Below are 19,598 nucleotides of genomic sequence, written 5' to 3'. Positions count from 1 at the left end.
CATGCCGTCATCGCTCGCCGAGCTTCCCCTGCGCCGTTTGACCACCACAGACCTCGTCGCCTGCGCCGACCTGTCCGAGGACCGGGGCTGGCCACGCGAGGAGCACAAATGGGGGCTGCTGCTCGCGGCGGGAACGGGTTACGGGATCGACGCCCCGGACGGCAAGGGCCTGGTCACCGCCTGTGTCGTCACCTCGTACGGCCCCGGTCTCGCGGCCATCGGGATGGTCCTGGTCGCCGAGCGCTTCGCCCGGCAGGGCGTCGGACGCCGGCTGATGACGGACGTGCTGCGGGAGTGGGACGGCACTCCGCTCACCCTGCACGCCACGTCGAGCGGACGACCGCTGTACGAGGAGCTGGGCTTCGAGACGACCGGCCGGGCCGAGATGGTGCGGGGTCATTTCCGGCCGTCGGGCCCGGCTCCGACGGTGGCCACCCGCCCCGCGACCGCGGACGACCTGCCGGCGATCCTCCGGCTGGACACCGAAGTCTTCGGCCAAGACCGCACTCACATGATCACGCGCCTGCCGGCTTTCTGCGATCAGTTGAGGGTCGCGGAGAACGCGGCCGGGCTGACCGGCTTCGCGGCGGCTTGGCCCAACATGAACACCCATGTGGTGGGCCCACTGATCGCCCGGGACACGGAGACCGCGAAGGCTCTGGTCGCCTCGCTCGCGGCCGGCACGGACCGCCCCCTGCGCACGGACGTGGACGTACGCCACGAGGAGCTGCTGAGCTGGTTGAAGGCGTCCGGCGTCGAGTCGGCCGGCTTCAATGCGGTGATGACCTACGGCCTCCCGGCTCTCCCCGGCGACTGGACCCGCCGCTTCGCGCCGTTGACGGTGGCAGCGGGCTAGGTTCACGCGGCTCCCTCGACGGCGACCGCCCGCCCCATGTGCCGCGATCCAGCGGGCACTTGAGGGCGGGCCTCCCTGTGTCAGTGCGCTCAGCGCCGGACGAGGGCCTCCACGGCCGCGGTGGCGAAGCCGTGGTCCTGCTCTGGGGCGCCGCCGCCCACTCCGATCGCGCCGATCAGCCGTCCGTCACGGTGGACGGGCACACCGCCGGCGATGAAGAGGAGGGGCCGGTCCAGGGCCGTCGGCAGGGTGTGGAAGAGGCCGCCCGGCTGGACCGCGTCCACCAGGTCTGCGGTCGGGGTGGCCAGCTGAAGGGCGGTGTAGGCCTTGCGGGTGCTGGTCTCACCGGCGATCAGTACGGCCCGGTCGTCCCGGCGGAAGGCGAGCAGATGGCCGCCCGCGTCGAGCACGGTGACGGCTACGGTGACCCCGGCCGCCTCGGCGGCGGCGCGGGCCGCTTCGAGGAGGGCTTCCGCATCCTGGGTGGTGAGCGGGGCTACGGCGACGGTGGGGGTGCTCATGAGGGGTAACTCCTAAAGAATGCTGGTCAGTTGGTTCAGTGGTGGGACGCGGTGGCCCGGGCCGGCTCGTGCACGGTGCCCGCGACGATGCGGCTGCCGCTGCTCGTACGCCGCTCCAGCGCGCTGGAGACGAAGGCGAGCACCAGGGCGGAGGCGGCCAGTGCGGCACCGACCCAGTTGGGGGCGGTGTAGCCGAGGCCTGCGGCGATGACGATGCCGCCGAGCCAGGCGGACAGCGCGTTGCCGAGGTTGAAGGCGCCGATGTTGACGGCGGACGCCAGGGTGGGTGCTCCGGCGGCCTGGTCCAGGACACGCTTTTGCAGCGGGGGCACGGTCGCGAAGCCCAGTGCGCCGATGAGGAAGACCATGACGGCGGAAGCGAGCTTGTCGTGGGCGGCCACCGTGAACAGCGCCAGGACCACGGCCAGCCCGGACAGCGCCACGTAGAGCATGGGCATCAGCGCCCGGTCGGCGAACCGGCCGCCGATGAGGTTTCCGGTGACCATGCCGAGGCCGAACAGAACGAGCAGCCAGGTGACGGAGGTGTCGGCATAGCCGGCGACGTTCGTCATCATCGGCGTGATGTAGGTGATCGCTGCGAAGACTCCGCCGAATCCGAGCACGGTCATCGCCATGGCGAGCAGCACCTGGACATTGCGGAACGCGGCGATCTCGTGCCGCAGCCGTACGCCCTCGGCCTTCGGCATGTCCGGTACGAGCTTGGCCACCCCGAGCAGACCGAGCACGCCGAGCGATGCGACGACGAAGAACGTGGCACGCCAGCCGACCTGCTGGCCGATGAGCGTGCCGGCCGGCACGCCCACCACATTGGCGACGGTCAGCCCGGTGAACATCATCGCGATGGCCCCGGCCTTCTTCTCGGGGGCGACCAGATCCGCGGCGACGACCGAGCCGATGCCGAAGAACGCACCGTGTGCGAGAGAGGCGACGATCCGCCCGGCCAGCATCAGCTCGAAGGCGGGCGCCAGCGCGGAGAGCACGTTGCCCGCGATGAAGAAGCCCATCAGCAGCATCAGCATCCGCTTGCGGGTGATCTTCGTGCCCAGAACGGTCATCAGCGGGGCGCCGAGCATGACACCGACCGCATAGCCACTGACCAGGTATCCGGCGGTGGGAATGGAGACATCGAAGGTGCCGGCAACCTCGGGGAGCAGCCCCATGATCACGAATTCTGTGGTGCCGATACCGAACGCCCCGATGGCGAGGGCTAGGAGGGCGAGTGGCATGGGATGACCTTCCAAAACGTTGCGTGGGCCCCTTACGAGCGTTCACAATAATTGCAGACGCCGACTAATTGCAAGCGCGGGCTATTGCGTCTGTGGACTATCCTGAGGACACGCCGCTCCGGACGGAGGACACACGCATGACCGCGACGGATCCCGCACTCACCGCCCTCGCCCAGGGCTGGTGCGCGCTCTCCCTGCTGCACGGCAAGATCGATGCTCACATCGAGCGCGCGCTGCAGTCGGGGCACGACCTCAGCGTGCGCGAGTACTCGCTGCTCGATGTACTCAGCCGCCAGCACAGCGGGCCGGGCGGGCACCTCCAGATGAAGCAGGTCGCCGACGCCGTGGTTCTCAGCCAGTCGGCCACGACCCGGCTCGTGACCCGCCTGGAGGACCGCGGCCTGCTCACCCGGTACCTCTGCGACACCGACCGCCGCGGCATTTACACCGATGTCACCGAGTCCGGTCTCGCCCTGCTCGCCGACGCCCGGCCCACCAATGACCGGGCCCTGCGCGAGGCCTTGGACGAGGCGGCTGAAAACCCTCAACTCGCGCCCCTGGTACGCACGGTCGAGGCTCTGAACGTGTCGGCGTGAAGCCGTTGGGCGTACGCTCCGGGCCATGAGTGATCTTGAGATCAGGCCTGCGACACCCGACGACCTCCCGGCGATCGTGGCGATGCTCGCGGACGATCCGCTGGGCGCCCAGCGCGAGTCGCCCGACGACCTGACGCCCTACCGCGCCGCTTTCGACCGGCTCGCGGGCGACCCCAACCAGCACGTGATGGTTGCGGACCGCGGCGGCGAGGTCGTCGGCACCCTCCAGCTCACCATCGTCCCCGGGCTCTCCCGGCGCGGATCGACCCGCTCGATCATCGAAGGGGTGCGTATTCACAGCGCGGAGCGCGGCAGTGGGCTCGGCACCCTCTTCATCGAGTGGGCCGTCGCCGAATCGGCGCGCCAGGGCTGTCAGTTGGTCCAGCTGACGTCGGACGTCACCCGCGTCGATGCCCACCGCTTCTATGAGCGGCTCGGGTTCGAAGCCTCGCACGTGGGGTTCAAGAAGGCGCTGTAAGCCTGCTCCGGAAACCGCTTCGGCCCCGTTGCGGGACAAACCCGCGCAAGGCCCTGTTTCACGTGAAACAGGGCCTGCACAGCGGCCTGGTCGGCCGTTTCACGTGAAACGTCAGATTCCGCGCCACCCCTCGGGGTCCACGCCGCCCGGCACCGCGGCCGCTTCAGGTCCGTACGGCTCTCGGGTGAACACGAACGACCCGAGATCGAGGTGGCTCACCGAGCCGTCCGCACGACGCACCGCGCGGAGGGTCTCTCCCCGGTAGTAGCCCTCGAGGCCGACCCAGGCGCCGTCGGCGGCAGCCTTGAACCGGGCAGCCCGCCCGCCTCCCCGCACGGGTGCCAGGGCCACTCCGCCGTCGGCGGTCAGCCGCAGCCCGAAGGCATGGGTGCCCCAGTACCAGGGCCCGGTGAGGGCCAGGAGCTCCCTATCCGCCGCGGGAAGGGGGCGCCAGGGCTCCGGGAAGCGCGGTTCGGACTCCGCCACGATCCGTACGAGATCGGCGGCCAGCGCGCCGACCAGCAGGCCGGAGGTGGCATTGGCGAGCACGACGGCGGCCACGCCGTCCGCCACACCCACCCACAGCGTCGCGACGAACCCGGGCAACGAGCCGGTGTGCCCGACGAGTTCGCGGCCATCGGTCCGGGTGAGCTGCATACCGAGGCCGTAACCGGCGTCCCAGTCACCCGGCTCCGGCGCCACGGCAGGGGTCCTCATCTCCGCCACCGAGTCGGCGCTCAGCACTCTCTCGTCCCCTGCCGTGAGGAAGACGGCGAAGCGGCTGAGGTCCGCGGCAGTCGACCAGAGCTGCCCGGCCGGGGCCATCAGTCCGAGGTCCTCGGACGGCTCCGGCAGCAACACATCGGCCCACGGGTGGACGGCCCAGCCGCCTGCATGGGGATGTACCGGCTCCGTGCTCGTGCGGTGCATGCCCAGGGGTTCGAGGATCTCCGTCCGCAGCGCATCCTTCCAGGGCACTCCGCGCACTGCCTCCACCAGGGCACCGAGCACCGCGTAACCCGGATTGGAGTAGTGATGGAGCAGCCCTACGGGATGCAGTTGCGCCTGGTCCCCCAGCACATCACCGAGCTCCGGGCGAAGGTCACCAGGTGTCCGTTCCCACCAGGGCGCTGGCGCCTCGGCGGTCAACCCGGCTGTGTGGGAGAGCAGTTGGGCGATAGTGGCGCCGCCCACCGCGGTACCGGGGAGGTACTTCTCCAACGGATCCCGGAGGTCGAGGAGCCCCTCGTCACGCAGCCTCAGCACCAGCACGGCCGTGAAGGTCTTGGTGATGGAGCCGATGCGGTACTGGACATCGGCGTCCGGCCCGTGCCCGTCGACGCAGGAACGCGAACCGGACCAGACCATCCGGCCGTCCCGCACCACGGCCGCCACCAGTGAGGGCGCCCGCCCTTCGGTCTGGGCGACCGCGATGCGGTGCAGGAGAGCACGCTCTGTGGAAGGCAGGAGGTCTTCGAAGGGGGCCGGCGATACGGGCGCATGCGATGAGGTCATGGAGCAAGTGTCTAATCGCGCAGCCGCGCCGAGTCGACCGCTTTTCGCCGGAGTCGTCCTCTCTGACCCACCATGACCTGCCCAGGGCTCCGGCCAGGGAAGCGTCGGAGCGATCAACTCGGCCCGAGGGGAGGGAATTTGATCACGCAGAACTCGAAGGTGCGACTACCGTCCGCGCGATCCCGGGCCGTCGACGTGCGGAGACGATCGCACCGAGCGGACTCTCGGCCGAGCTGAGTGTCGTCTGCGCCTCGACTGTAAAGCCGGCGTCATCGAGCCAGGCAGCCACCTGTGCGGGCTGACGCCGATGCACATGGACGTTCATGGGTTGGCCGCCATATCCCCGCGTCTTCAGCCGGGACCCGTCCCCCACGTGAAAGGCGAGCAGCACAAGGCCGCCGGGGCGCACGGCCCGATGGAAGTGGGCGAGGACGGGCCCCATCGCATGATCCGGGATGTGGATCAGCGAGTACCAGGCCACAAGGCCCGCCAACGAGGCTTCGGCAACGTCCAGTTCCGTCATGGAACCGACCGCGAACCGCAGACCGGGGTACTCACTCCGGGCCGTCTCGATCATCCCCGGCGACAGGTCGATACCGAACGCGTCCACGCCGAGCCCCCGTAGATGGGCCGCGATCCTTCCGGAACCGCATCCCACGTCCGCGACCTGCCCTCCGCCGGCCGCCCGCACCAGTTCGGCAAACAGAGCCAAGGCCGAGCGCTCACAGGGCGTTTTGTTCAGAAGGTCGCGCACCCGCTCCGCATAGCCGACGGCGACGGTGTCGTAGGACGTGCGGGTGTCGTCCAGCCAGCCTTCCATCTCCATGTGCGGCCACGGTAGTTGACGGCCGACGACGTCCTGGGATCAGGTCGCGGCCATGTCGACGAAGCGTGAGTAGTGGCCCTGGAAGGCGACGGTGATGGTCGCCGTCGGACCGTTACGGTGCTTGGCCACGATCAGGTCCGCCTCGCCGGCGCGGGGGGATTCCTTCTCGTAGGCGTCCTCACGGTGGAGCAGGATGACCATGTCCGCGTCCTGCTCGATGGAACCGGATTCACGCAGGTCGGAGACCATCGGCTTCTTGTCGGTGCGCTGCTCGGGGCCACGGTTCAGCTGCGAGAGCGCGATCACCGGCAGCTGGAGCTCCTTGGCGAGGAGCTTCAGGTTTCGCGACATGTCCGAGACTTCCTGCTGACGGCTCTCGGCGCGCTTGGAGCCGCCCGACTGCATCAGCTGCAGGTAGTCGATGACGACGAGGCGGAGGTCGTTGCGCTGCTTCAGACGGCGGCACTTGGCCCGGATTTCCATCATCGACAGGTTCGGCGAGTCGTCGATGTACAGCGGCGCCTGGGAGACGTCCGGCATGCGGCGGGCCAGCCGCGTCCAGTCGTCGTCGGTCATGGTGCCGGAGCGCATGTGGTGGAGCGCGACCCGGGCCTCGGCCGACAGCAGGCGCATCGCGATCTCGTTGCGCCCCATTTCGAGGGAGAAGATCACGCTGGGCAGGTTGTGCTTGATGGAGCACGCCCGTGCGAAGTCCAGCGCGAGGGTGGACTTACCCATGGCGGGACGGGCGGCGATGACGACCATCTGGCCGGGGTGCAGGCCGTTGGTGAGCGAGTCGAAGTCGGTGAAACCGGTGGGCACTCCGGTCATCTCACCGCTGCGTGAGCCGATCGCCTCGATCTCGTCGAGCGCGCCCTCCATGATGTCGCCGAGCGGCAGGTAGTCCTCGCTGGTGCGCTGCTCGGTGACCGCGTAGATCTCGGCCTGGGCGGAGTTGACGATGTCGTCGACGTCGCCGTCCGCCGCGTATCCCATCTGCGTGATCTTGGTGCCCGCCTCCACGAGCCGCCGCAGGACCGCCCGCTCGTGGACGATCTCCGCGTAATAGGAGGCGTTGGCCGCGGTGGGGACCGACTGGACCAATGTGTGCAGATAGGAGGCGCCGCCGACCCGGGTGATCTCGCCGCGCTTGACCAACTCGGCGGCGACCGTAATGGGGTCGGCCGGCTCACCCTTGGCGTAGAGGTCGAGGATGGCCGTGTAGACGGTCTCATGCGCCGGCTTGTAGAAGTCGTGGCCCTTGATGATCTCCACGACGTCCGCGATGGCGTCCTTGGAGAGCAGCATGCCGCCGAGCACGGACTGCTCGGCATCGATGTCCTGGGGCGGTACGCGCTCGAATCCGGAGGACCCGCCGTCCCAGTCGTCCTGCCCCCGGTCGTGCTGGTCGTCACGGCCTCTGCCACGTCCGCGGCCGCGGACCTCGCTGTCGCCGCGCTGGCGGGAAACAGGCAGACGGTCACTTGGACCGGTGTCGGCCCAGGGCTCGTCCAACGGCTCGGGAATGCTCACCGGGCCACCTCCTCCCGTCCGCTCCGCGGACCTAGCCGTGCCACTCTTTCTACGGCACGACACTGACAAATCGATGTGCCCGACTCCGGTTCCGGCGCGTCGGGCGCCGGACCACGTTAGGCCCGTGAGCGGCGTCAGCCAATCTGGTTATCCACAGGGCATGTGGACGAACGACCGGATGCTGTGGAGAAGTCTCCGGAACCTGTGCACGGACCGGGGGACAGCACTGTGGACAAAGTCATAGCCACTCACCGAAGGCCACTCTGACCTGCACTTTCTCCGTCCACCGGCTGTGGGGGAGAAAAACTTTCCCGACTGGCTCAAGATCCCGACGAGCGGCGTCTGCAAGAACCGGACACAGGACCTAAAGTAAGGATCGAAGAGCCATTGCATCTATTACCTGTGGAAGATTAGATTGACCCCATGAAACAGGCCCCCACGGCACCGGAGAACGACTGGCGGACCTCCCGGCGCCGGCACGACCGCGAGATCGTGTCCCTCGCCGTTCCCGCCTTCGGCGCCCTCGTCGCCGAGCCGCTCTTCGTGATGGCCGACAGCGCGATCGTGGGCCACCTCGGCACCCCGCAACTGGCCGGTTTGGGTATTGCCGCGCCGCTGCTCACCACGGCCGTGAGCATCTTCGTCTTTCTCGCCTACGCCACCACCGCCGCCGTTTCCCGACGGGTCGGCTCCGGCGATCTTCGGGCCGCGATCCGCCAAGGCATGGACGGCATCTGGCTGGCCCTGTTCCTGGGCGCCGTGGTCGTTGCCGCCGTACTTCCCACCGCCCCCTGGCTGGTCGCGCTGTTCGGCGCCTCGGACACCGCAGCCCCCTACGCCACCACCTATCTCCGGGTCTCCGCACTCGGCATCCCCGCCATGCTCGTCGTACTCGCCTCGACGGGTGTTCTGCGGGGTCTGCAGAACACCCGAACTCCGCTGTATGTGGCCATAGCGGGCTTCGCGGCCAACGGCGTGCTCAACGTGGGGCTCGTCTATGGTGCCGGGCTCGGCATCGCGGGGTCTGCCTGGGGCACCGTCATAGCTCAGTTCGGCATGGCCGCCGTCTATCTCGTCGTAGTCGTACGCGGGGCCCGGCGTCATCACGCCTCCCTGCGACCCGATCTCGCGGGCATAAGGAACAGCGCGCAGGCCGGCGTCCCCCTCCTGGTCCGCACCCTCTCGCTGCGAGCCGTTCTGATGATCGCGACCGCCGTCGCCGCCCGGCTCGGCGACGCCGACATCGCCGCGCACCAGATCATCCTGTCCCTGTGGAGCTTGATGGCCTTCGCGCTCGACGCGATCGCCATCGCCGGGCAGGCGATCATCGGCCGCTATCTGGGCGCGGACGACGCCAAGGGTGCCAAGCAGGCCTGTCGCCGCATGGTGGAGTGGGGCATCGCGTTCGGCGTACTGCTCGGTGTGCTCGTGGTGGCGGCCCGGCCACTGTTCGTCCCGCTCTTCACCGGCGACCACACCGTCCAGCACACTCTGACGCCCGCCCTGCTCGTGGTCGCGCTGATCCAGCCGGTCGCCGGAGTGGTCTTCGTGCTCGACGGCGTACTGATGGGCGCCGGCGACGGCCCCTATCTGGCCCGGGCCATGCTGGTGACCCTGGTCGTCTTCGCCCCGGTAGCACTGCTCGTACCCACCTTCGGCGGCGGCCTGACGGCACTTTGGTGGGCCATGGCCCTGATGATGGTGGTCCGCATGCTGACTCTCGGCTGGCGGGCCCGATCCGGGCGCTGGCTGGTCACGGGCGCGTCGCGCTGAATGCGTGGCGGCGGATCCTCTGTTTCACGTGAAACAGAGGCGTGAAACAGAAGAAGGGCCGCACCCCGAGGGGTACGGCCCTTCTTGTTGCGCTGAGCGGCGCTTAGGCGGCGATGACCTCGACGCCAAGCTTCGCGACAACGTCGGCGTGCAGACGCACGGACACCTGGTGAGCACCCAGGGTCTTGATCGGCGCACCGAGCTCGACGCGGCGCTTGTCCACGTCGGGGCCACCGGCAGCCTTGATCGCCGAAGCGACGTCAGCCTGGGTGACGGAGCCGAAGAGACGGCCGGCGTCGCCGGAGCGAACAGCCAGACGCACCTTCACGCCTTCGAGACGGGCCTTGACCTCGTTGGCCTGCTCGATGGTCGCGATCTCGTGGATCTTGCGCGCACGACGGATCTGCGCGACATCCTTCTCGCCACCCTTGGTCCAGCGGATCGCGAAACCACGCGGGACCAGGTAGTTGCGAGCGTAGCCGTCCTTGACGTCAACGACGTCGCCGGCAGTGCCGAGGCCAGAGACCTCGTGGGTGAGGATGATCTTCATTTTTCGGTCACCCTTCCCTTATCGCGCGGTGGACGTGTAGGGCAGCAGCGCCATCTCACGGCTGTTCTTGACGGCCGTGGCGACGTCACGCTGGTGCTGCGTGCAGTTGCCGGTAACGCGGCGGGCACGGATCTTGCCGCGGTCGGAAATGAACTTCCGCAGCATGTTCGTGTCCTTGTAGTCCACGTAAACGGTCTTGTCCTTGCAGAAAGCGCAGACCTTCTTCTTAGGCTTGCGCACAGGCGGCTTCGCCATGGTGTTTCTCCTGTGTGATCAAGAAGTGGGGATGACGAGTGCCCTAGAAGGGCGGCTCGTCCGAGTAGCCGCCGCCGGAGCTTCCGCCCCAGCCGCCACCGCTGCCACCCTGCGGCTGTCCGCCACCGGCCGGCGCGCTCGAGGCCCAGGGGTCGTCGGCGGGAGCACCGCCGCCGCTCTGCTGGCCACCGCTGGGGGTTCCGCCCCAGTTGCCGCCGCCCTGCTGCTGACCGCCGCCACCGCCGCCGCCGTATCCGCCCTGGCCGCCGCGACCGGTGGTCTTGGTGACCTTGGCCGTGGCGTTCTTGAGGCTGGGGCCGACTTCCTCGACGTCCAGCTCGAAGACCGTGCGCTTGACACCCTCGCGGTCCTCGTAGGACCGCTGCCTCAGCCGGCCCTGCACGACTACGCGCATGCCTCGCTGAAGCGACTCCGCGACATTCTCCGCCGCCTGACGCCAGACCGAGCAGGTCAGGAACAGGCTTTCGCCGTCCTTCCACTCATTGGTCTGCCGGTCGAAGGTGCGGGGAGTGGACGCGACACGGAACTTCGCGACGGCCGCACCGGAGGGGGTGAAGCGCAGCTCGGGGTCGTCGACGAGATTGCCGACGACCGTGATGACGGTCTCGCCTGCCATGGATGAACCTCTCGGCGGGGATTGCTGCTGGCTGCTGTGTTGCTACTCGAACCCGATTACCGCTGAGCGGAAGCTCAGTGGGTCTCGGGGCGGAGGACCTTGGTCCGGAGGACCGACTCGTTCAGGTTCATCTGACGGTCGAGCTCCTTGACGACCGCAGGCTCGGCCTGCAGGTCGAGGACCGTGTAGATGCCCTCGGGCTTCTTCTTGATCTCGTAGGCGAGACGCCGACGGCCCCAGGTGTCGACCTTCTCGACCTTTCCGTTGCCCTCGCGGACGACGGAGAGGAAGTTCTCGATCAGGGGAGAGACAGCGCGCTCCTCCAGATCGGGGTCGAGGATGACCATCACCTCGTAGTGACGCATGTGGAACCCACCTCCTTTGGACTCAGCGGCCACGGTCGTTCCGTGGCAGGAGGGTCGTGATGCGTAAGCAACGGTATCGGCCCCCACTGACAATCCCCCTCCGAGAGGAGCGGGAGGGCATGCGGGCACGGCTGACACCGGTGCAGACCGTCCAGAGTACCTGTTGACCCGCTTCCGGTTGAAATCCGGTGGGCAGGGGACGCAATCTGTACAGATCGGGTGTGTGCGGCGTCACCAGGCGCCGCCTTCCGCCAGGAGGTGCCCCATGGCACAAGCAGTGCGACCCAATGCCCCCGTCTCCCTCTTCGCCACCGACGGCAAGCCCCATCCGCTCCAGGACACGCTCGCGGCCGTCACGGTCGTCCTGGGCGTGCTGGCCTTCACCACCGCGTGGTTCTACAACCTCCACCTGGTCAGCTCGTGGGCCGGCCTGATCGGCATCGTCACGGGCGCCTACGGCCAGTTCATCTCGGCGACGACGCGCGAGCGGTTCCTGCTGATCCTCGGACTCGGCGCCTCCGCCGTCGGCTTCTTCCTCGGCATGGCACACGGCGGCCTCTTCGGCGGTGTCGTCGGCGGCTGACGGCCGCACATCCCCCACCACCACGGAAATCCCGTACGCCACTGAGCCGTACGGCCATCCGGGGCGCTCCTGTGGCCCAGTAGGCTTCGGCACGAGAGCCGGAGCCCCTGTACCCATGGGGACACACCTGCCGAGGAGCGCCCCGCATGAGCCTGACCCTGAGGACCATCAGTCGTGAGCAGCATCTGGCGTACATCCAGACCCTGCCCGCGGCGAGCCACTGCCAGGTCCCGGCGTGGGCTGACGTCAAGACGGAATGGCGTTCGGAGAGCCTCGGCTGGTTCGACAAGAGCGACCAGCTCGTAGGCGCCGGCCTGGTCCTGTACCGCCAGCTCCCCAAGGTCAAGCGCTACTTGGCGTACTTGCCCGAGGGCCCCGTCATCAACTGGTACGCGCCCAACCTGGACGAGTGGCTGAAGCCGATGCTCGCCCACCTCAAGCAGCAGGGCGCGTTCTCGGTGAAGATGGGCCCGCCGGTCGTCATCCGCCGCTGGGACTCGACCGCCATCAAGTCCGGCATCCAGGACCCCGATGTGAAGCGCCTGCGCGATGTCGAGGCCACCCACATCGAACCGCGGGCCTTCGAAGTCGCCGACCGGCTGCGCAAGATGGGCTGGCAGCAGGGCGAGGACGGCGGTGCCGGGTTCGGCGACGTGCAGCCCCGCTACGTCTTCCAGGTGCCGCTGGCCAACCGCTCGCTCGACGATGTCCTCAAGGGCTTCAACCAGCTGTGGCGGCGCAACATCAAGAAGGCCGAGAAGGCCGGCGTCGAGGTCGTCCAGGGTGGCTACGAGGATCTCGCCGAATGGCAGCGCCTGTACGAGATCACCGCGGTGCGCGACCACTTCCGACCGCGTCCGCTCTCGTACTTCCAGCGCATGTGGACGGTCCTCAACTCCGAGGACCCCAACCGGATGCGGCTCTACTTCGCCCGCCACAACGGCGTGAACCTCTCGGCCGCGACCATGCTCGTCGTCGGCGGGCACGTCTGGTACTCCTACGGCGCCTCCGACAACATCGGCCGCGAGGTGCGGCCGTCCAACGCGATGCAGTGGCGGATGCTCCGCGACGCGTACGCGATGGGCGCGACGGTCTACGACCTGCGCGGCATCTCCGACTCCCTGGACGAGACCGACCACCTCTTCGGTCTCATCCAGTTCAAGGTGGGCACCGGTGGTGAAGCAGCCGAGTACCTCGGCGAGTGGGACTTCCCGCTGAACAAGCTCCTCCACAAGGCGCTGGACATGTATATGTCGCGCCGCTGAGCGGTTGCGTAACCTCGTTCCTCGTACCTCCCACACATCGCAGCCATCAGAAAGGTCCGGACGGCCATGGCGCTCACCCTCTATGTCGACTCCGCTCGCTGGCGGGCGCACCAGAAGTCCGTGATCGACCAGTTCCCGGGCATCGTCCCGGTCTGCAAGGGCAACGGCTACGGCTTCGGCCACGAGCGGCTCGCGGACGAGGTGTCCCGCTCCGGCTCGGACATCCTGGCGGTCGGCACCACCTACGAAGCCGCCCGGATCAAGGACTGGTTCAGCGGCGATCTGCTCGTCCTGACGCCGTTCCGGCGCGGTGAGGAGCCGGTGCCGCTGCCCGACCGGGTCATCCGCTCGGTCTCCTCCGTGGACGGCGTGCACGCCCTGGTGGGCGCCCGTGTAGTCATCGAGTGCATGAGCTCGATGAAGCGCCACGGCGTGAAGGAGGAGGAGCTCGGCATGCTCCGCTCCGCCATCGAGGACGTACGCCTCGAAGGCTTTGCGCTGCACCTTCCGCTGGACCGCACCGACGGCTCGGACGCCGTCGAGGAGGTCATCGCGTGGATGGACCGGCTGCGCGCGGCCCGGTTGCCGCTGCACACCATGTTCGTCAGCCACCTGCGCGCCGAGGAGCAGGCCCGGCTGCAGCAGCAGTTCCCGCAGACCCGCTTCCGGGCCCGCATCGGCACGCGGCTGTGGCTCGGCGACCACGAGGCGACCGAGTACCGGGGATCCGTCCTCGACGTCACCCGTGTCACCAAGGGCGACCGGTTCGGTTACCGCCAGCAGAAGGTCGCCTCCGACGGCTGGCTGGTCGTGGTCGCCGGCGGCACCTCGCACGGGGTGGGCCTGGAGGCTCCGAAGGCCCTGCACGGTGTGATGCCGCGCGCCAAGGGCGTCGCCCGCGCGGGGCTCGCCACCGTCAACCGCAACCTGTCGCCCTTCGTCTGGGCGGGCAAGCAGCGCTGGTTCGCCGAGCCGCCGCACATGCAGGTCTCGATCCTGTTCGTGCCGTCGGATTCTCAGGAACCGCACGTGGGCGACGAGTTGGTGGCCCATCTGCGGCACACCACGACGCAGTTCGACCGTCTCATCGAGCGCTAGTAAGCCGCCTCCGGGCACTCACGACATCGGGCCCCTGACCGACGACAGCCGCCGTCGGTCAGGGGCCCGAGCCCTGTCCGCGCTGCTCTAGGGGGCCGGGGTCCGCGTGCCCCAGTCGACCCGCGGTCCCTCTTCGAGCAGGGCCGCGTGCCGCGGCGGATGCGCCGCGTGGCCCAGGACGAACACGTCCTCCGCCCGGTCGAGGACACCACCCGACGGATCGTCGGAACCGTCCCGGCGTACGACGTCCCGGTCCGGCAGCAGAATGTCGCGCACCACGACGGCGCACAGGTAGAGCGTGGTCAACAGATGTGCCGCGATGGCCAGTTGATAGCCCTCGGGGGGCAGGCCCTGATGTTTCTCCCCGCTCATCGTGTAGGCGAGGTACAGCCAGATCCCCAGGAAGTAGACGACTTCTCCGGCCTGCCAGATCAGGAAGTCCCGCCAGCGCGGCCGTGCCAGCGCGGCCAGCGGGATCAACCACAGCACGTACTGCGGTGAGTAGACCTTGTTGGTGAGGATGAAGGCCGCGACGACGAGGAATGCGAGCTGCGCGAAGCGCGGCCGACGCGGCGCGGTGAGGGTGAGGACCCCGATTCCCGCGCAGGCGAGCACCATCAGGACCATGGCCAACGTGTTCACCATGTCGGTGTCCAGGCCCTTGCCCGTACGCTGCGAAATGACCAGCCAGAACGACCCGAAGTCGACGGACCGTTCCTGGCTGAACGTGTAGAACTTCTTCCACCCCTCGGGGGCCAGCATCATCACCGGCAGGTTCACGACCAGCCAGGCGCCGGCGGCACCCAGCGTCGCGGCCCCGAACTCCCGCCACTTTCCGGCCCGCCAGCACAGCACGAGCAACGGCCCGAGGATCAGTACGGGATAGAGCTTGGCAGCCGTGGCAAGGCCGATCAGGATGCCGAAGGCGAGGGTCCGGCCGCGCGACCACATCAGCATCGCGGCCGCGGTGAGGGCGACGGCGAACAGGTCCCAGTTGATGGTGGCCGTGAGCGCGAAGGCCGGAGCCAGGGCGACGAGGAGCGCGTCCCAGGGCCGACGGCGGTGGGTCCGGGTGACACAGACGGCGATGACGGCCGTGCAGGCCATCAGCATCCCCGCGTTGACCAGCCAGTACATCTGCTCGCGGTGCTGCATGTCGCCGCTGCCCGGCGTCAGCCAGGAGGCGACTTCCATGAACAGCCCGGTCAGCACCGGGTATTCGAGATAGTTCATGTCGCCGTTGAGCCGGTCGAAGTACGGCACCAGATTGTCGGCGAAGCCGCGCAGCGAGTAGAGGTGCGGGATGTCCGAGTAGCAGGCGTGGGTGTACTGCGAATTGGCGCCCCGGAACCACGCCCAGTCGTAGCAGGGCAGCTTCTGGACCATCCCCAGAGCGAACATGCCGATCGCGACAAGCACTACGACTCGAATCGGGATGAGCCAGTGCCGCCCGGGCTTGGCCCAGCGTCCGAGCGGGCCCCCGATCAGCTGACTGCCGGCCGCGGCGACCTCGTCCTGTTCGGTCGGGCGCACGACGGGTTCCGCGCAGGCTCCGCGTCGATCCTCGTACGCACGGGGGCTCGTCTCGCTCGTCATGCCGACATCCTGCCGTACAGCGCTGTGGATACGGGGAGCGGCCGTGTTTCACGTGAAACGACGAAGCTGTTTCACGTGAAACAGCGGGGGCGGTGTTTCACGTGAAACACCGCCCCCGCCGTCAGTCTGCCGAGCTAGCCACCGGTATTGCCGAACCAGCCACCGGTTCCGCCACCGCCGGGCCCGCTACCGGGTTTCGACCTGCTGGGCGACGGGCTGGGCGGCGGCCCGCCGTCCGTTCCCCCGGTCGCCGGGTCCCCGTTGGCGCCGCCCGTGTTGTTGCCGCAGGTCCAGTCCCACTTGCTGCAGGAGGCGCTGGGGCTCGGAGACGGGGTGAGCGAGGGGCTGGGGGACGGCTTGAGGGACGGGGAGGGCGAAGGAGCCGGGGCGCTCGGGGTCGGGGAGGGGGTGGGGCTGGGGGACGTCCCACCGCCGTACACCTTGTCGCCGATCTTCTCTGCGGTCGGGAACGACTCGGCGGGGGAGTCGCCCAGCGCCTCCTGCATGTAGTCGTGCCAGATGGTCGACGGGAAGGAGGCACCGTGGATCTTCTTCTGGTTGCCCGTCCCGAACATGCTCAGGAACTCGCGCTTCTTGCTGGTCTCGTTGTCGTCGAGGCGGTACATGCCGACGGCGGTCGAGTACTGCGGGGTGTAACCGACGAACCAGGCCGACCGGTTGCCGTCGGTGGTACCGGTCTTGCCCGCCACCTGTCGGCCGCTGAGCTGGGCGTTCGTGCCGGTTCCCTTGTCGACCACGCCCTTCAGCACGTCCGTGACGTTGTTGGCCACCGCGGCAGGGAAGGCGCTCTTCGCGTCGTCCTTGTGCTCGTAGATGGTGGCCCCGCTCTTGAGGACCTTGGTCACGGAGTACGGGTCGCGCTGTGTGCCGCTGGCGGCGAAGGTGGCATACGCCCCGGCCATCCGGATCGCGCTGGGCGACGACGTACCGATCGAGAACGACGGCACGCTGGAGGAAGCCATGCTGGTCTTGTTGTCGCGCAGCCCTGCCGCCATGGCGGCCTGCTTCACCTTGTCAGTGCCTACGTCCATACCGAGTTGCACGTAGGGGCTGTTCACCGATTCCTGCATCGCATAGCGAAGGTCGATGCCGAAGCTCGGCGGGTTGTACGACTGGTCGCCGTCGTTGGTCTGGAGCCACTCGCCGCCGTGCTCGTCCTTCCAGACGGTCCCGTCGTAGTTCTTGATCTTCAGCTTGTTCTTGCCGCTGTAGATACTGTCCGGCGAGACGGGGGTGCGGGACGAATCGCTCTGCGACGCCGGCTTGCTCGGGTCGCGCTTTCCGTACTGCATCGCGGCCGCGAGGACGAAGGGCTTGAAGGTCGAGCCGACCTGGGCACCGGTCTCATCGGCGTTGTTGGTGAAGTGCTTGGTCGCGTCCTCACCGCCGTAGATGGCCACGATGGCGCCGGTCTTCACATCCACCGACGCGGCGCCGAACTGGACGAACGTGTCCTTGTCGGGTCGCTTCTTCGGGTCGATGTTCTTCTCCCGGACCTTCTTGACCACGCCTTCCATCTCCTGGACCTTCTTCTTGTCGAAGGTCGTGTAGATGCGGTAGCCGCCCTTGGCCAGGTCGATGTCCGGGTTGCTGTTCTTCGCCGACGCCTGCGCGAGGGAGACGAGATAGCCGATCTGACCGCTGAGGTTCGCGTTCTTCTTCGGTTTGTCGGGCATCGGGAAGGTCCGGTACTTGTCCCGCTCCGCCTGGGCCAGGTGCTTGTCCTTGACCTCCTGGTCGAGGATCCAGCCCCAGCGCTCCTTGGCGTTCTTGGTGTTCTGCTCGGCCGTGGCCGCCGGGTCGATCTCGGGTGCGCCGGCCGGGTCGAAGTAGGTGGCGCCCTTGAGGAGGGAAGCCAGGAAGGCGCACTGACTCGGATCGAGGTCCTTGGCGTCCTTGCTGTAATACGTGCGGGCAGCGGCCTGCAGGCCGTAGGCGCCTCGGCCGTAGTACGCGGTGTTCAGGTATCCGGCCATGATTTCGCTCTTCGGCTGGGTCGCGCCGACCTTGATGGAGATGAAGAGCTCTTTGAACTTGCGGGAGATCGTCTGCGACTGGTCGTCGAGACGGGCGTTCTTCACGTACTGCTGGGTGATCGTCGAACCGCCCTGCGTCTGGCCGCCCTTGGCCATGTTCACCAGGGCCCGAGCGATGCCCTGGGGATCGACACCACTGTCCGTCTCGAAGGTCTTGTTCTCGGCCGAGATGACCGCGAACCGCATCGCCGCCGGGATCTGCTCGTACGTGATGATCTGCCGGTTGATCTCACCACCAGTGGCGACCATCTCCGTGTTGTCGGACCAGTAGTAGACGTTGTTCTGGGCCGTGGCAGCCTTGGCGACATTTGGAATGGCCACCAAGTAGTACGCGATCCCGATGAAGGCGATCAGCAGGCCGAAGCAGCCCAGGCTGCAGGCGGTGACGAGCTTCCAGGACGGCACCCAGCGTCGCCAGCCGTGTCGGCCGTACCGCGGATAGTCGACGAACCGCTTCTTGCCCGGCCGGTCGCCGCCCGCACCGCCCCGGCCCGCCCGGCGTCCCGGACCCCCGGGAGGCCCCGCGCCGTCGGGTGCGCGCCTGCGGCCGCCGCCCCGCTGGGCCCGCCGCGCTTCGGCACGCCCGCCGTAAGCGGGCTCCTCCGCCGGCGATGCTGAGGTCGATCCGTGCGAACCTGACGGCGACTGGGCCGACGGCTCCTGGGATCCGGCCGCCTGCCGGGCCGCCCGACGGCCGGAGGGCTGCTGCGCGGCGCGTCGGGCCGCGGCACGTCCACCGCCCTGAGGCTGCGGCGGTTTGCGACGGTGCTCGCTCATCGAACGACTACTCCTCGGGCAGGCGAAAGCGCCTGGAAACGGCAGCTGAGTTCCTGTCCCCCCAGTGCACGAGCCGTCCCTGCGAAGGAACCGGCCGCACTGCAGCCCGTGTGCCGATGACGCTGAACACGCCGACGCCCCCTGACGTCACTCGGCACACAGTGATCTGCATGGCGCACAGACTACGCACGCTCAAAACCTCCCTAGGGCCGAAGTTCACCCCAAATCAGGCAACTTGCCTCCTGTGAATTGATGATGTGACGCCGTTCACCATGGCCCCTCTTGTCGCAGCCGCTACTCGGCTCTATCGTGCTGATGTATCGAGTCGATACATCAGCACGGCATAAAGGTCCCCGACGAACGAGGAGGCGAAGGATGAGCAGGCGCTCCGGCATCCTCGAATTCGCCGTACTCGGGCTGCTCCGCGAGGCTCCGATGCACGGTTACGAGCTGCGCAAGCGGCTCAACACCTCGCTGGGAATCTTCCGGGCCTTCAGTTACGGGACCCTCTATCCCTGCCTCAAGACGCTGGTCGCGAACGGCTGGTTGATCGAGGAGCCGGGCAGCGCTCCCGAGGATGCGCTCGCCGCTTCACTCGCAGGGCGCCGCGCCAAGATCGTCTACCGGTTGACGGCGGAAGGTAAGGAGCACTTCGAGGAGCTGCTCTCCCACACCGGCCCCGACACCTGGGAGGACGAGCACTTCGCCGCCCGTTTCGCCTTCTTCGGCCAGACGGAGCGAGAGGTGCGGATGCGCGTGCTGGAAGGTCGCCGCAGCCGGCTGGAGGAGCGCCTCGAAAAGATGCGCGCCTCCCTGGCCCGTACGCGCGAGCGCCTGGACGACTACACGCTTGAGCTGCAGCGCCACGGCATGGAGTCCGTGGAGCGCGAAGTGCGCTGGCTGAACGAGCTCATCGAGAGCGAGCGGGCGGGACGGGATCAGCGATCCGGCCCCGCCACCGGCTCCGCTCAGCAGGACCACACATCAGGAGAGACGGGCGGTCTGCCCCGGCACCGGGACAGCACCCGGCCGGATCCGTCCGAGGACACCGCCAACTGAAGGCCCTGCGT

The 19,598-nt window shown here is 68.1% G+C and carries 19 protein-coding genes; 8 read left to right on the top strand and 11 right to left on the bottom strand.

Features of this window, described 5'->3' with window-relative positions; genetic code table 11:
* Position 1: 1 nt before the first annotated feature.
* A complete protein-coding gene (locus IE267_RS25540) occupies positions 2-856 on the top strand; it encodes a GNAT family N-acetyltransferase (protein ID WP_189764835.1) in 855 nt (284 codons plus the stop codon).
* An 89-nt stretch (positions 857-945) separates the two neighbouring features.
* Here IE267_RS25540 and IE267_RS25535 read toward each other — a convergent pair whose 3' ends face one another.
* Entirely contained in the window at positions 946-1,377 is a 432-nt protein-coding gene (locus tag IE267_RS25535; protein ID WP_167158426.1) for a GlcG/HbpS family heme-binding protein, read from the bottom strand.
* 35 nt (positions 1,378-1,412) lie between these two features.
* Positions 1,413-2,624, bottom strand: a complete 1,212-nt coding sequence (locus IE267_RS25530) for an MFS transporter (protein ID WP_189764834.1) — start codon at positions 2,622-2,624, stop codon at positions 1,413-1,415.
* Between the two features lie 137 nt (positions 2,625-2,761).
* Here IE267_RS25530 and IE267_RS25525 point away from each other — a divergent pair, with 137 nt between their 5' ends.
* Positions 2,762-3,220 carry a MarR family winged helix-turn-helix transcriptional regulator gene (locus tag IE267_RS25525; protein ID WP_161247794.1) on the top strand — a complete coding sequence of 153 codons (459 nt, stop codon included), beginning with the start codon at positions 2,762-2,764 and terminating at the stop codon, positions 3,218-3,220.
* 25 nt (positions 3,221-3,245) lie between these two features.
* Complete coding sequence (locus tag IE267_RS25520) at positions 3,246-3,698, top strand: GNAT family N-acetyltransferase (RefSeq protein ID WP_161247792.1); 453 nt, start codon at positions 3,246-3,248, stop codon at positions 3,696-3,698.
* A 111-nt stretch (positions 3,699-3,809) separates the two neighbouring features.
* Here the strand turns inward: IE267_RS25520 and IE267_RS25515 are convergent, their stop codons facing one another.
* The 3 genes from IE267_RS25515 to dnaB form a co-directional block, all read right to left on the bottom strand.
* Entirely contained in the window at positions 3,810-5,213 is a 1,404-nt protein-coding gene (locus IE267_RS25515; protein WP_189764833.1) for a serine hydrolase domain-containing protein, read from the bottom strand.
* A gap of 142 nt (positions 5,214-5,355) precedes the next feature.
* A complete protein-coding gene (locus tag IE267_RS25510; protein ID WP_189764832.1) occupies positions 5,356-6,039 on the bottom strand; it encodes a class I SAM-dependent DNA methyltransferase in 684 nt (227 codons plus the stop codon).
* Positions 6,040-6,078: 39 nt separating this feature from the next.
* Positions 6,079-7,572 carry a replicative DNA helicase gene (gene dnaB, locus IE267_RS25505; RefSeq protein ID WP_120722417.1) on the bottom strand — a complete coding sequence of 498 codons (1,494 nt, stop codon included), beginning with the start codon at positions 7,570-7,572 and terminating at the stop codon, positions 6,079-6,081.
* A gap of 423 nt (positions 7,573-7,995) precedes the next feature.
* Here dnaB and IE267_RS25500 point away from each other — a divergent pair, with 423 nt between their 5' ends.
* Positions 7,996-9,345 carry an MATE family efflux transporter gene (locus IE267_RS25500; RefSeq protein ID WP_189764831.1) on the top strand — a complete coding sequence of 450 codons (1,350 nt, stop codon included), beginning with the start codon at positions 7,996-7,998 and terminating at the stop codon, positions 9,343-9,345.
* A gap of 103 nt (positions 9,346-9,448) precedes the next feature.
* On the opposite strand, the gene rplI is transcribed toward IE267_RS25500, so the two are convergent.
* The 4 genes from rplI to rpsF all read right to left on the bottom strand — a co-directional run bounded on the left by rplI (position 9,449) and on the right by rpsF (position 11,152).
* A complete protein-coding gene (gene rplI / locus IE267_RS25495) occupies positions 9,449-9,895 on the bottom strand; it encodes a 50S ribosomal protein L9 (RefSeq protein WP_100575643.1) in 447 nt (148 codons plus the stop codon).
* Positions 9,896-9,913: 18 nt separating this feature from the next.
* Complete coding sequence (gene rpsR / locus IE267_RS25490; protein ID WP_003956534.1) at positions 9,914-10,150, bottom strand: 30S ribosomal protein S18; 237 nt, start codon at positions 10,148-10,150, stop codon at positions 9,914-9,916.
* 43 nt (positions 10,151-10,193) lie between these two features.
* The gene (locus tag IE267_RS25485) at positions 10,194-10,787 is read right to left on the bottom strand and encodes a single-stranded DNA-binding protein (RefSeq protein ID WP_167158435.1); all 594 of its coding nucleotides are present in this window, start codon (positions 10,785-10,787) and stop codon (positions 10,194-10,196) included.
* 74 nt (positions 10,788-10,861) lie between these two features.
* Positions 10,862-11,152, bottom strand: coding sequence for a 30S ribosomal protein S6 (rpsF, locus tag IE267_RS25480; RefSeq protein ID WP_100575641.1), 291 nt, complete (start codon positions 11,150-11,152; stop codon positions 10,862-10,864).
* A gap of 265 nt (positions 11,153-11,417) precedes the next feature.
* Between rpsF and IE267_RS25475 the strand changes: the two genes are divergently transcribed.
* The 3 genes from IE267_RS25475 (at position 11,418) to IE267_RS25465 (ending at position 14,098) form a co-directional block, all read left to right on the top strand.
* Complete coding sequence (locus IE267_RS25475) at positions 11,418-11,735, top strand: hypothetical protein (RefSeq protein WP_161244128.1); 318 nt, start codon at positions 11,418-11,420, stop codon at positions 11,733-11,735.
* A gap of 146 nt (positions 11,736-11,881) precedes the next feature.
* Positions 11,882-13,000, top strand: a complete 1,119-nt coding sequence (locus tag IE267_RS25470; protein WP_167158437.1) for a lipid II:glycine glycyltransferase FemX — start codon at positions 11,882-11,884, stop codon at positions 12,998-13,000.
* 66 nt (positions 13,001-13,066) lie between these two features.
* Positions 13,067-14,098, top strand: coding sequence for an alanine racemase (locus tag IE267_RS25465; RefSeq protein ID WP_161244130.1), 1,032 nt, complete (start codon positions 13,067-13,069; stop codon positions 14,096-14,098).
* 87 nt (positions 14,099-14,185) lie between these two features.
* Here the strand turns inward: IE267_RS25465 and IE267_RS25460 are convergent, their stop codons facing one another.
* Positions 14,186-15,694, bottom strand: coding sequence for a glycosyltransferase family 87 protein (locus IE267_RS25460; RefSeq protein ID WP_189764830.1), 1,509 nt, complete (start codon positions 15,692-15,694; stop codon positions 14,186-14,188).
* 134 nt (positions 15,695-15,828) lie between these two features.
* A complete protein-coding gene (locus tag IE267_RS25455; RefSeq protein ID WP_189764829.1) occupies positions 15,829-18,528 on the bottom strand; it encodes a transglycosylase domain-containing protein in 2,700 nt (899 codons plus the stop codon).
* Positions 18,529-18,903: 375 nt separating this feature from the next.
* Between IE267_RS25455 and IE267_RS25450 the strand changes: the two genes are divergently transcribed.
* A complete protein-coding gene (locus tag IE267_RS25450; protein WP_161245733.1) occupies positions 18,904-19,587 on the top strand; it encodes a PadR family transcriptional regulator in 684 nt (227 codons plus the stop codon).
* Positions 19,588-19,598: the final 11 nt, after the last annotated feature.

Origin of the sequence: Streptomyces xanthochromogenes (assembly GCF_014650455.1) — a bacterium.
Lineage (GTDB): Bacteria > Actinomycetota > Actinomycetes > Streptomycetales > Streptomycetaceae > Streptomyces > Streptomyces xanthochromogenes.
This window is presented reverse-complemented; position numbering and strand designations above follow the sequence as displayed.